The organism is Butyricicoccus faecihominis, assembly GCF_024462775.1.
GTDB classification, from domain to species: domain Bacteria; phylum Bacillota; class Clostridia; order Oscillospirales; family Butyricicoccaceae; genus Agathobaculum; species Agathobaculum faecihominis_A.
The window spans coordinates 16,944-29,575 of the sequence record NZ_JANGCE010000042.1 but is presented as its reverse complement, the minus strand read 5'-3'; the positions used below and the strand labels follow the sequence as shown (position 1 = coordinate 29,575).

The window sequence follows — 12,632 nt, the reverse complement described above, 5'->3', positions numbered from 1 at the left end:
CCCCATTCGTCACGCGCCTACGGCGCGCGCCACCTTCCCCTCGTCGGGGGAAGGCTAGATCGCGCGCGTTGCTTAAGTGTACGCATATGCCCTCGTTGGGGGAAGCCCGAAGGGCATATGCTGCCCATGAGGGGAATAACCGTTTCGCCCCCAAGGACCCCGCCACCCACGCCGAGGCCGCCGCCGTGCTGCGCCGGTTCGTGGAAATCGTCATAGACCCCGCCGCCGCTGGCGGCTGGAAACAGATTGACGGCACATGGCACTACTTCGACGGTTCAGGCCTCATGCAAGCCGGGGGCTGGCAGGAAATCAGCGGCAAGTGATACTATTTCTACCCGGACGGCGCTATGGCCGTTAATACCGAAATCGACGGCTACGAGATCGGCCCGGACGGAGTACGGCAAGAAAAGGAATAGCCGAGAAAAGCAGAGCAGGGGCGCGAATGACGTTGAATCATTCGCGCCCGTATTTCGTTTGGAAATGGATTTTGCCTAAAACAACCATGCCCGCCGCACAAAGCGCGAGGTCATAGAACCCAGTAACGATACGGGTTTGCGTTTTTTCTTTCAAAATACACGGTTACAAGGCCGCTACACTTTACTACTTTTTTTTACAAGCGATCGGCTTGCGTGTGCACATTTGATACAAGAAAAGCAGGTTTATCTTGCGGAAAATACGTCATATTTTTCATAGAAATTACTTGCAACGCACAGGGGCAGAGGGTTATAATGAAATCTGTTTTTAACAGGGGCCTATATTTAATAGGTAAGGGACAGTAAACCAACTGCTCCGGGGGAGGATTCTATGGATTATACTTTTTTACTTGTGATCGCACTGATCATGCTATCGACCAAGGTGCTCGGCCTTGCGTCGGAAAAGGTGCACATGCCGCAGGTCGTCGGCGCGCTGATCGCTGGCGTTATTCTGGGGCCGAGCGTGCTCAATGTCGTCGGCGAGACCGACTTTTTGATGAAGGCCAGTGAGCTTGGCGTCATCATCCTGATGTTCACCGCCGGTCTGGATACCGATCTGGACGAGCTCAAGAGCACCGGCTTTGCGTCGTTCATTATCGCGTTGATCGGCGTTGTCGTGCCGCTGATTGGCGGCACCGCGTGCTTCATGCTGTTTGACGCAATGCCCGACGATCCGCAGAAAATGCTCAAGGCTATTTTTGTCGGCGTCGTGCTGACGGCCACCTCGGTTTCCATCACGGTGGAAACGCTGCGCGAAATGGGCAAGCTGAAAAGCAAGGTGGGCACCGCTATTCTGGGCGCCGCCGTGATCGATGATATTCTCGGCATTATCGTGCTGACCGTGCTGACCGGCTTTACCGATCCGGACGTGCAGCCGCTCATGGTGTTCGGCCGCATCGCGCTGTTCTTCGTATTCCTTGCCGTTGTGGGCTTCATCATGCACAAGGCCTTCTCCAAGATGGACAGCCTGTGGGCGCAGCATCGCCGTATTGCGATCTATGCGCTGGCATTCTGCTTTATCCTAAGCTTTGTGGCCGAACATTTCTTCGGCATCGCCGATATCACGGGCGCGTATTTCGCGGGCCTGATCCTGTGCAACATCAGCGATACCCGCAACTATGCGGGCAAGAAGATGAACGTTTTAGGCTACATGCTGTTTTCGCCCCTGTTCTTTGCCTCGATCGGTATCAAGACCGAGCTGGACGGGCTGACCGGTATGCTGATCCTGTTCGCGGTCACGCTCACGGTCATCGCAATCTTGACCAAGGTCATTGGCTGCGGTCTGGGCGCAAAGCTGATGGGCTTCGAGACCTACGACGCGGTATCCATCGGTCTGGGCATGGTATCCCGTGGCGAAGTCGCGCTGATCGTTGCGCAGAAGGGCGAGCAGGCCGGCCTGATCGCGCCCGATCTGTTCCCGCCGATCGTTTTGATGGTCATCGTTACGACGCTTATCACGCCTATTTTGCTCAAGGTCGGCATGCGCCGGCAAACACCGGGCAATACCGAGCTTTCGCCTAAGGAAGCGGCGCAAATGCCCCGCACCGACCATATCTAAAACACGCTATGCGTGCAAAAGAGCCATGTGCAACCCTGTGGGACGCATGGCTCTATTCCGTTTCATCGCAAAAAAGAGCTTTGCCGCTGGCAAAAATCGTGCTATAATGGTATAGCATTCGCTTATCAGTAAGCGTTTTTTCTGGAGGGAATACAACCATGAATCGATCAAAAGTGCTGCCGTATCTGGCGGTGGGCCTTTGTATACCGGGCGTCGCCCTGCGTACCGCGCACCTGCTGGGCGGGTTTGAGTTGAATACCGGCCTGCCCATACCCGGCAATAAGCTGCTGTACGCGCTGCTGGCGCTGTTTGCCGTTGCCGCGGTGCTTTACGCGGTATGTGCAATGCCGCTCAAGGCGGAGCGCGATACGCCGTTTGAAACGCTGCTAGGCACCCGCTCCACCGGTTTCCGTATGGCCGCGGTGATCGCGGGCATGCTACTGATTGCGGGCGGCGCATACTATTTGTTCTTAACCGTCACCACGGTAGAGCTGGACGCCGCGGTTTGGGCGCGTGTGCTAGAATCGATCTACGCCGTGATCACGGTGGTAGCCGGAATTTGCCTGATCGGCCTGTGCAAAGCGCAGAATACGGCAACCATCACCGAAGGGCAGGCCAAGCTGACGCTGGCTCCGCTGATCTGGAGCTGTCTGCATCTGCTTGTCACTTATCGTATGACCTGTGTCGACCCCAAGCTGCCGTCCTTTGCCGTCGGTTTGATCGCGGACATTTTGCTGGTGCTCGGCTTTTACCATCTCGCTCGGCTGCTGTTTGCCAAGCCGCGTCCGGCACAGCTTGGCTTTTTCAGCGCGCTGGCTGTGACCGTCGTTTTTTCTGATCTGGGCGGCTACTGCATTGCTTACCTGATGGGCATGCGCGCGGTCGCGTGGGATGCGAAAACGCTTACCAGAAGCATTCTGGCCGCCGCGGGCTGCATTATGCTGCTGGCCGAATTGGCCATGCTCACCCGCCCCCGCGCCGCTACGAAAAACATGGACGCACCGCTTACAGAGGAGTGAAAACTGATGCTGTTTGTTTGTTATCCAAATTGCTCTACCTGCAAAAAAGCGCAGAACTGGCTGGAGGCGCAGGGGGCTGAAATAACGGTTCGCGATATCAAGCAGGATCGCCCCAACGAGGACGAGCTGCGCGCTTGGCATGCGAAGAGCGGGTTGCCGCTGCGCCGTTTTTTCAACACGAGCGGCTTGAAATATAAGGAGCTCGATCTGAAAAACCGCCTGCCGGAGATGTCGGAAGATGAGCAGTACGCGCTGCTTGCGACCGATGGGATGCTGGTTAAGCGTCCGCTGCTTGTAGCGGATGATTTTGTTTGTGTGGGCTTTAAGGAAGGCGAATGGGCGGATAAGGTCCGCTAAGCAGGAAAAACTAACGCAGATATGGAAAAGGATTGACACCGCCTCGTTTTGGTAGTATAATTATTATTGCTTATCGGGCAATGATACGGAGAGGTATCGAAGCGGTCATAACGAGGCGGTCTTGAAAACCGTTTGTCCGAAAGGGCGCGTGGGTTCGAATCCCACCCTCTCCGCCATTTTTTTGGAGAGGTGAGATTCGAAAGGCGGCTTTTAGCAACATGCCGGCGGCATGCTGCAACCGCCGTGGCTTTTTCCGCAGAAAAAGGAATCCCACCCTCTCCGCCATACATCTTATGGCGGGTGCCCTACAAGTGAAGATTGGTATGGAGAAGTACCCAAGTGGTGAAGGGGCTCCCCTGCTAAGGGAGTAGGGCTCGAAAGGGTCGCGAGGGTTCAAATCCCTCCTTCTCCGCCAAACAAACCCTCGCGGTCGTAAGACTGCGGGGGTATTGTGTTTTTGGAGAAAAGATAAAACGAAAAGGGTAAACATACAGGCCGAAGCGAACACGCTAATGAGGTGCGGATAATGAGGGATATGAATCTTTTACATAGTAAGCTTGCTTTGTCCGTTAATGAAAGGGCGGTGGTTTAAGTGAATGCTCAGTCCAAGAAGCATGTGGAAAGGCTGTGCCAAGAACTGTCGGGCGAATGTGTTGACTGGACGGCTATACAACAGATCATCCATGAACTGCGTCCGGTTATTAATGAGCCTTACGTAGATGGCTCTATTTTGTCGGAGTTGTTCCTTGATGTAGGAATAGACCGGGGCGGAGAACGGCTGGTCACACTGACACGGCTTTTTCTTGAAAACGGGTATTCCGTTTATAAAAACGATGGCATGAACGGCGGTCAATGCCTGCATAACCTTTGTTGGGTATCTTATGATACTTATATGCTAGAGGTTGCGAAAATGCTGCTTGACGCAGGCGCTGACCCATATTTCATCGACAGTGAATTTGAAGAGGAAGAGGGGCCCGGTGTTTTATGCAGCCTCTATTACAAGCTTCCGGGCGCTTGGCTGCAAGGCGACTATGAAAAAGTGAATATTTTTGAAACTTATCGAGCGATCATAGAATCGGCGCAAGCTGGTGAAGATTATTTATGCATTCGACCGTTTTGCGTGTGCGTGGGTCAGCGGTTGACGAAAGCCGAATACATTGTATCAGATCATACGCCGGAGTATGTAAACGAGGAACCGCAAAATTGTTTTAAAAAGAGTATGGTTTTATGGTTTGAATCCTTACCGCTGGTCGTGGATCGTGATATCGAATTTGCGGTAAACCCATTGATCATACCAGAAGACGGACATAAACGGTTGGATGTTAGCGACAGGTTTGGTTCTGTCCTCGGTTCAAAGCTTTGCGATTTTACTTTCATGGACACATACACGGTAAAGTTGAAATTTGATCATGGCTACAGCGTGACGTTTACCAATAACTATGGTAAATATAAGGATAGCGAGATTCGCGGGGGGTTCCGGATCAGCCGTAAGGAAGATACTGCGGGATTTCGGCCCGGTACGGTGATAGATGGTATTTACTTGCGCGCCAATAAGACGTATTATGATCAGAGCATGAGCTTTTGCGAAGAATCGCTGCTTTTCAAATGTGGTGACAACAGTTATTTCCTATATCAAAAGGAACACGATACGGAGTATGACCTTGTGTGGGATCGATATCCGACTGCGTGGGAATCGTGGCTGAACAGAACGATAGAACTTAGCGGCCTTCGTTATGAGGGCAATCTCGTACGTTCCAATCAAACGGTGCGCGGAATGAGATTTTCCTGCGATCAAGGGGCCCTATATCTGCTTGCCGGCACTAGCCGCGGGATTTGTATCCTTCTTCGGCAAGCGCCTTTTGCAGAGGAGTCGGTCATTCAAAATATCGATCAAAGTGAAAAGCTGACTTTTTTAATAATTTAGCGCCCGACATATGGGATGTTCATCGGGAAAATGGCGGCAAAAAGAAAAGCGCTAAACCGAGATGGTTTGGCGCTTTATTCTTTCGGTTTATTGGGATCAAGGATGACGGGGCGGAGCGTTGCGCTCTGCGTTTCGTTGGCTGGCGGTGGGCAGACCGAGCATCAGCCGGTATTTTGCCACGGTGCGCCGTGCAATACGGATGCCCTCCGCGCTGAGCAGGGAGGCAAGGTGGTGGTCGCTATAGGCGGCGCCCGGAGGCTCTGAGGCGATCAGCGTTTGCAGCTTCTGCAAAATCTCATCCAAATTGCCCGCGGCGCCGGGGTTGGCGGTGGTCCTGCGGATAAACATGGATTTGAGCGGGAACACGCCCCATTTGCATTCAAAGAATTTGCCGCTCACCGCACGGCTGACCGTGGATTCGTGCAGCAACAGCGCCTGCGCGACCTCCCGGTTGCTTAAGCTCACACGATGCCCCGGACCAAGTCGGAAAAAATCGCCCTGCACGGTAAGCATGTATTCGACGACGCGCTGTAAGGTCGCTTTGCGGTAGGATAGAAACTTGATGATGTCGCTCGCCTGCTTGTAATTGTTTTGAATATATTCACTATCGGCCTGACTGAGCTGTTTATCCCGGATCAGCTGCCAATAGGATGGATCCACTTTGATCTTCGGTAAATAATAGTCATTGAGGATAAAGCGCAGCTCCCCATCCTCTTCGACGACATAGAAATCGGGCATCGTATACGGGGTAAGCGCTTCGGTGCTCAGGCCGTTCAGCGGCTTGGGGTTCAGCGACCGAATGCGATCGCACGAACGGACGACTTGAGATTTCGGCGTGTTGAGCGCCTTGGCAATCGCGCCGTATTGCTGGTCCGCCATATCCGTTAGGTGCGCGTCAACGATCTGAAGCGCGGTCTTGTCCTGCGGCGCCGTGCGAAGCAACTGTAAACGAAGGCATTCGCCAAGGTTCGACGCGCCGACGCCCGCCGGCTCCATATCCTGTAGCAGCTTGATGCATTTTTGGACTTCCTCCAGCGGGACTTGCAGGACGCCGGCGGTGCTTTCGGCGGATTCGGTCAAAAAGCCGTTTTCATCCAGCGAATGAATGAGATAATTCATGATGCGCTGATGGTACTTCGGCAATTTCAACGCGGCGCTTTGCAGGAACAGATCGCGCAGCGCGGAAGAGCCGGCGGCCTTATCCTCCATCAGCTGCTCCATGGAAACCGCCTGCTGGCGGTCCGAGCGTTTGGCGTGATCGGGAGCCCGTTCCTGCCGTTCAAACGGGCCGGGCCGGTAATCTATTTCAGGGTATTCAAGCTCGACCACCGCATTGCTGGTCATCAGTTCGCCGAGATAGTTGCGCAGCTGTAAGTTGTTAAGCTGCAGCAGACGGACAGAGGTTTGCATGGCAAGCGTGAAGCCTTGCTTCTGGCTCAGTTCCAATTTCATCGTATCACTACCTTTTTTGCGGAGCAACTTGCGTGTGTATGAGACAACGGAGCGGCTGGTGATGTACAAAGCGTAACATAGCGGCGCGATGCTGGCAAGTGTAAAAGGGAAGGGCAATGTGCGCGGCTATTCATCAAATGTGTTGGCAACGGTAAAAAAGTATTATATAATATTATAGAAACGCACAGCTTCATGACGGCTGCGGCAAAACGCCGCATCAAGGCATAAAAGAGCGGGAGGAATGGCGGGTGCGATATCAGGAAGCGATGGAAACGCTGTCGGCGTGCGGACTTGGCGCGCTGGTGACGGCGGAGGATGGAAAAATCTTATCCGTTAACGAAACGGGAGACCGTCTGCTCCATGGAGACGGCCGCTTGCAGGGAACGCGGCTGCAGGATATAGCGGAGCCGCTCTGTGAAGAATCGGATCAACCGGTTTATGCATCTGTTGTATTTGGGGAATATTTGCTGCGCTGCCCCACGCCGGAACTGGCTGATCTGCCGGAGCATTGCCGGATGGTGGTGTTTCGCGAGGCGACAAACGACGCCTGCCACGATATGCTGATCGGCGTGCTGAACCAGATCAGCGAGCCGGTCATCCTATGCGACGCGCAGTGCCGCATCTATCTGCTCAATGACGCGGCGGTAAAAATGGATTCCATTGTCACGCAGGATGTGCTGGGAGAAAATATCACAAACGTATACCGCTCCCGAGACGGTTCGGAATTAATGGTGCCGGAGGTGATCCGGGAAAAACGCCCGAATATCAACAAGCGGCAGTATTATACGACGCGGTACGGCAAAAATGTCGATATTGTATGCAATAATTTCCCGATCGTGCAGAACGGTCAGGTGCTGGGCGGCTTCAGCGTCATGGAGGACTGGAGCGCCATCGACAGCTTGCATAAGCAGATCATCGACTTGCAGGACAAGTTGGTCAACCGTACGTCCGCGGGCCGGCACAAAACCAAAAGCGCGCTATCGGCCAAATTTACCTTTGAGGATATCATTTGCATCAGTCCGGCCATGAGCAATGTGATCGCGCAATGCAAGCGGGTGGCCAAAAACGACTCTTCCGTGATGATCTACGGAGAAACAGGGACCGGCAAGGAGATGTTCGCCCAAAGCATCCACAACGCCAGCAACCGCGCGGACGGGCCGTTCCTCGCCATTAACTGCGCGGCGATTCCGGAAAACCTGCTTGAAAGCCTGCTGTTTGGCACGGAGAAGGGCGCCTATACCGGCGCGGAACACCGGCCCGGCCTATTTGAGCAGGCAAACACCGGCACGCTGCTGCTGGATGAGATCAACTCAATGAACATCAACCTGCAATCCAAACTGCTCCGTGTTTTGCAGGACGGCATTATACGGCGCGTGGGCGGCTCGTCGGAGATTCATGTGGATGTGCGCGTGCTGTCCAACATCAACGTACCGCCCAGTCAGGCAATCGCGGAAAATAAGCTGCGGCGCGACCTGTTTTATCGCTTGGGCGTCGTCAATATCAGCGTTCCGCCGCTGCGGAACCGGCGGGAGGACATCGCCCTGCTGGCCAAGCATTTTATCATGCAATGCAATAAAAAGCTGGTGCGGAACGTGAGGAACATCGATGGGGCCACGCTGGAAAGGTTTCAGGCTTATAGCTGGCCCGGCAACGTGCGCGAGCTGCAGCATGCGATCGAGCACGCCATGAACGTGCTGCCGGACGAAGCCTCGATGATCACGCCGGACTATATCCCCGATCTGATCGCTTCGTCAAGCGGCGCCGCCGGCGCGGAACAAGCGCAAACGGTACCGTCCGCAAGCTCGCTGAGCGGCGCGATACACGACATGGAGCGCCAAACCATCTGCAAGGTGCTGCGGGAGACCGGCGGCAATATTTCAGAAGCGGCGCGCATATTAAAAATAAGCCGACAGAACCTGCAATACCGCATCAAACGGTATAAGATCGATATCGCCGCGTTGCTGACCGGCACGATCCCGCAGTGGTGACAACGAAAAGATCTGAGGCAGCCCTCCATAGGGCTGCCTTTTTTGCGCCTGTGGGCAGCGCCTAACGCGTTATAAAGTAACGCTTCCGGCAGACCATGGCGGACTGCCGGAAGCGAAGGAGACAACCTGCGAAAAGCAGGGTGATATGTGGGCTGTACAGATGAGAGAACGCGCCTTGCGCTTATTCTCTGGTCAGGTTCCGGTAGCTTTCAAGCCGCTCCTCGGCATCGCGCTCCGCCTTGGAATACAGGGCTTCAGCCTTATCCGGGAAGGACAGCTTGAGCGAAGCGTAACGGTTCTGGCCCAGAAGGAACTTCTGGAAATCGCCGGTGGGCGCCTTGGAATCCAGCGAGAACGGATTCTTGCCCTCTTCCTTCAGATCCGGATTGTAGCGGTACAGGTGCCAGTAACCGGCTTCAACCGCCTTCTTTTCTTCCTGCTGGCTCAGACCCATGCCGCACTTCATGCCGTGCTCGATGCAGGGGCAGTAGCAGATGATCAGGGACGGGCCGTCGTAAGCCTCGGCCTCGCGGATTGCGCGCAGCGTCTGCGCCTGATCCGCGCCCATTGCGACCTGTGCCACGTAAACATAGCCGTAGCTCATCGCCATCAGGCCCAGATCCTTTTTCTTGGTGGCCTTGCCGCTGGCGGAGAACTTGGCGATCGCGCCCGCCGCCGTGGACTTGGACGCCTGACCGCCGGTGTTGGAATACACCTCGGTATCCAGAACCAGCACGTTGATATCCTTGCCGGAAGCAAGCACATGATCCAGACCGCCGTAGCCGATATCGTAGGCCCAGCCGTCGCCGCCGAAGGCCCAAACGCTCTTTTTGGTCAGGAATTCCTCGTTCTGGCGGATAAATTCAGCTTCCTCGCTGGCATCGTCGACAAGAGCGGCCAAAAGCGAATCGCTGACCGCGCGGGATACCGCGGCGTCGTTGCCCTTTTCCAAATAGGCTTCGCAAGCATCCTTCGCGACGCCGCGCTCAGCCAGTGCGTGTACCTTTTCCGCGAGCTGCTGGCGTACGGCGTCCTGACCGAGCAGGTAGCCATAAGCGTATTCCGCGTTATCCTCGAACAGCGACATTGCCCAAGCGGGGCCGCAGCCCTTCTTGTCCGTGCAGTACGGGGAGGACGGGGTGGAGCCGCCGTAAGCGGACGAGCAGCCGGAGGCGTTTGCGATATACATACGGTCGCCGAAGAGCTGGGTCACCAGCTTGATGTACGGGGTCTCGCCGCAGCCGGCGCACGCGCCGGAGAACTCAAAGTAGGGCTTGGCGAACTGGGAGCTCTTGACGCTCTTGGCGCTGACCGCATCGGTCTTGATCGCCACTTCCTCCACGGCGAAGGTCCAGTTTTCCGCTTCCTTGAGCTGGGTATCGAGCGGCGCCATGACGAGCGCCTTCTCCTTAGCCGGGCAGCCGTTGACGCAGCTGCCGCAGCCGGTGCAGTCGTACGGGGAGACCTGCATGCGGTACTGGTATTTATCCAGACCGGCGCCGAGCGCCTTCTTGGTCTCAAAGCCGGCGGGCGCGGCCTTCACCTCGTCCTCGTTCAGCAGGATCGGCCGGATAGCGGCGTGCGGGCAGACCAGCGAGCACTGGTTGCACTGGATGCAGGCGTCCATGTTCCAAACCGGAACTTCGACGGCGGCGCCGCGCTTCTCGTACTTGGAGGTACCGGAAGGCCAAGTGCCGTCCTCCAGACCATACTTGGTCATGGTGGAAACGGGCAGGATGTCGCCTTCCTGACGGTTCATGACGGAAACAACTTCCTTGATAAAGGCGGGGCTCGAATCGGCCCCCGGCTCGTCAAGCGCGGTCAGCCAAGCGTTGGGGATGCGGATCTCGACCAGCTCGTTCAGGCCGTGGTCGATGGACGCGTTATTCATATCAACAACCGCCTGACCCTTTTTCTTAAAGTAGGACTTGTAGATCGCTTCCTTCATTTCGTTGACCGCCGTATCCACCGGGATCACGCCGGAGAGCTTGAAGAACGCGGCCTGCAAAATGGTATTGGTACGGTTGCCGAGGCCGAGGCCGCGGGCGATGTCGATCGCGTTGATGGTATAGAACTTGGCGTGCTTTTCCGCCAGAGAACGCTTCATGGAGGCGGGAAGGTGCTTTTCCAGACCGTCCATATCCCACTGGCAGTTGAGCAGGAACGTGCCGCCTTCCTTCAGGTTTTTGACCATGTCGTACTGGCGGACATAGGAAGGATTGTGGCAGGCAACGAAATCAGCCGAGCTGATCAGGTAAGGCGAGCGGATCGGCTCCTTGCCGAAACGCAGGTGGGACTGGGTCAGGCCGCCGGATTTCTTGGAATCGTATACGAAGTAAGCCTGACAGTAAAGATCGGTGGCGTGGCCGATGATCTTGATCGAGTTCTTGTTCGCGCCGACCGTGCCGTCCGAGCCCATGCCCCAGAATTCCGCGCTGGTCTGACCGGCGGGCGAGGTATCGATCTCCTTGGTGAGCGGCAGCGAGGTGAAGGTCACGTCGTCCACGATACCGACCGTGAAGTTGGTCTTCGGCGCATCAAGCTTCAGGTTGTCAAACACCGCCAGCATCTGGCCCGGCGTCGTATCCTTCGAGCTGAGGCCGTAACGGCCGTTCACGATCTCCATCGGGATGCCGCGCTCCTTATAGATGGTGCAGATATCCTGATAGAGGGGCTCGCCCATCGCGCCGGGCTCCTTGGTGCGGTCGAGCACCGCGATGCGCTTAACGGTGGCGGGCAGGCTTGCAAGGAAGTGCTCCGCCGAGAAGGGACGATACAGATGTACATTGATCAGGCCGACCTTTTCGCCCTGCGCGGTCAGGTAATCCACGGTCTCCTTAGCGGTTTCGGCGACAGAGCCCATGACGATCATGACGCGATCCGCGTCCGGCGCGCCGTAGTAGTCAAAGAGGTGGTGCGGCCGTCCGGTGATCTTGCCGACTTCCTGCATGTAGTACTCAACCGCGGCCGGGATCTCGGCGATCTTGCTGTTGCAGGCCTCGCGGCACTGGAAGAAGATGTCCGGGTTGACGGTCGTGCCGCGCGTGGAGGGATGCTCGGGGTTCAGAGAATGCTTGCGGAAAGCCTTGAGCGCTTCCATGTCCACCAGCGGGCGCAGATCCTCGTAATCCAGCGCTTCGATCTTCTGGATTTCATGGGAGGTGCGGAAGCCGTCAAAGAAGTGCAGAACGGGCATCCGGCAGTGGATGGCGGCAAGGTGCGAGACCGCGCCCAGATCCATGACTTCCTGCGGGGAGGACGAGGCCACCATGGAGAAGCCGGTGGAACGAACGCTCATAACGTCGGAATGATCGCCAAAGATGGACAACGCGTGGGCCGAAAGGGTACGGGCGGAAACGTGGAACACGCCCGGCAGCATTTCGCCGGCAATCTTGTACATGTTGGGAATCATCAGCAGCAAGCCCTGCGAAGCGGTGTACGTGGTGGTCAGCGCGCCGGATTGCAGCGAACCGTGCACGGTGCCTGCGGCGCCGCCCTCGGACTGCATTTCCACTACCTGAACCGGCTGGCCGAAGAGATTCTTCTTACCATTGGCCGCCCATTCGTCTACATATTCCGCCATCGGAGAGGATGGTGTGATCGGGAAGATACCCGCCACCTCCGTAAAGGCGTACGAGACATACGCAGCTGCCTGATTGCCGTCCATTAACTCGGTTTTTTTACTCATACAGATTGCCCCCTTTAATTTTTTGGGTATTATAGTGCTGTTTTTTTGTACACAAAAGTGAAGAAAGTTGATCCGGCAGCGGACGGTGTGTGTTGTGATGGCGTTCCGCAGCTTAATCTTGCATTCAATATAGATAATTGCATTCAATTTGTCAAGAGTGAATAGCAATTTTC

The 12,632-nt window shown here is 55.7% G+C and carries 8 protein-coding genes, 2 tRNA genes and 1 pseudogene; 9 read left to right on the top strand and 2 right to left on the bottom strand.

Annotated features, from left to right (window positions below):
* From NE562_RS16065 to NE562_RS16035, 8 genes and pseudogenes are all read left to right on the top strand, one after another.
* Nucleotides 1-323, top strand: a 323-nt coding sequence (locus tag NE562_RS16065) for a hypothetical protein (RefSeq protein ID WP_280963429.1), incomplete at its 5' end; no start/stop codon positions are given.
* Between the two features lie 9 nt (nt 324-332).
* Nucleotides 333-416, top strand: a pseudogene (locus tag NE562_RS17915) (hypothetical protein); the annotation flags it as partial.
* Nucleotides 417-804: 388 nt separating this feature from the next.
* A complete protein-coding gene (locus tag NE562_RS16060) occupies nt 805-2,031 on the top strand; it encodes a cation:proton antiporter (RefSeq protein WP_280963428.1) in 1,227 nt (408 codons plus the stop codon).
* Nucleotides 2,032-2,189: 158 nt separating this feature from the next.
* Nucleotides 2,190-3,050, top strand: coding sequence for a hypothetical protein (locus tag NE562_RS16055; protein ID WP_280963427.1), 861 nt, complete (start codon nt 2,190-2,192; stop codon nt 3,048-3,050).
* Nucleotides 3,051-3,056: 6 nt separating this feature from the next.
* Nucleotides 3,057-3,407, top strand: a complete 351-nt coding sequence (locus tag NE562_RS16050; protein ID WP_280963426.1) for an arsenate reductase family protein — start codon at nt 3,057-3,059, stop codon at nt 3,405-3,407.
* A gap of 87 nt (nt 3,408-3,494) precedes the next feature.
* A tRNA-Ser gene (locus NE562_RS16045) sits at nt 3,495-3,583 on the top strand.
* Nucleotides 3,584-3,732: 149 nt separating this feature from the next.
* Nucleotides 3,733-3,822 (top strand) — tRNA-Ser (locus NE562_RS16040).
* A gap of 177 nt (nt 3,823-3,999) precedes the next feature.
* Nucleotides 4,000-5,331 (top strand): hypothetical protein, encoded by a 1,332-nt coding sequence (locus tag NE562_RS16035; protein ID WP_280963425.1) that lies wholly within the window; start codon nt 4,000-4,002, stop codon nt 5,329-5,331.
* A 96-nt stretch (nt 5,332-5,427) separates the two neighbouring features.
* Here NE562_RS16035 and rpoN read toward each other — a convergent pair whose 3' ends face one another.
* Nucleotides 5,428-6,783, bottom strand: coding sequence for an RNA polymerase factor sigma-54 (gene rpoN, locus NE562_RS16030; RefSeq protein ID WP_280963424.1), 1,356 nt, complete (start codon nt 6,781-6,783; stop codon nt 5,428-5,430).
* Between the two features lie 248 nt (nt 6,784-7,031).
* Between rpoN and NE562_RS16025 the strand changes: the two genes are divergently transcribed.
* A complete protein-coding gene (locus tag NE562_RS16025; protein ID WP_280963423.1) occupies nt 7,032-8,771 on the top strand; it encodes a sigma-54 interaction domain-containing protein in 1,740 nt (579 codons plus the stop codon).
* 181 nt (nt 8,772-8,952) lie between these two features.
* Here the strand turns inward: NE562_RS16025 and nifJ are convergent, their stop codons facing one another.
* Nucleotides 8,953-12,459, bottom strand: a complete 3,507-nt coding sequence (gene nifJ / locus NE562_RS16020; RefSeq protein ID WP_280963422.1) for a pyruvate:ferredoxin (flavodoxin) oxidoreductase — start codon at nt 12,457-12,459, stop codon at nt 8,953-8,955.
* Nucleotides 12,460-12,632 lie beyond the last annotated feature (173 nt).

What these genes read in the sequence shown, in the direction of transcription:
- NE562_RS16060 (WP_280963428.1), top strand. Translation starts at nt 805, where the DNA reads ATGGATTATACTTTTTTACTTGTGATCGCACTGATCATGCTATCGACC.
- NE562_RS16055 (WP_280963427.1), top strand. Translation starts at nt 2,190, where the DNA reads ATGAATCGATCAAAAGTGCTGCCGTATCTGGCGGTGGGCCTTTGTATA.
- NE562_RS16050 (WP_280963426.1), top strand. Translation starts at nt 3,057, where the DNA reads ATGCTGTTTGTTTGTTATCCAAATTGCTCTACCTGCAAAAAAGCGCAG.
- rpoN (WP_280963424.1), bottom strand. Translation starts at nt 6,783, where the DNA reads ATGAAATTGGAACTGAGCCAGAAGCAAGGCTTCACGCTTGCCATGCAA.
- nifJ (WP_280963422.1), bottom strand. Translation starts at nt 12,459, where the DNA reads ATGAGTAAAAAAACCGAGTTAATGGACGGCAATCAGGCAGCTGCGTAT.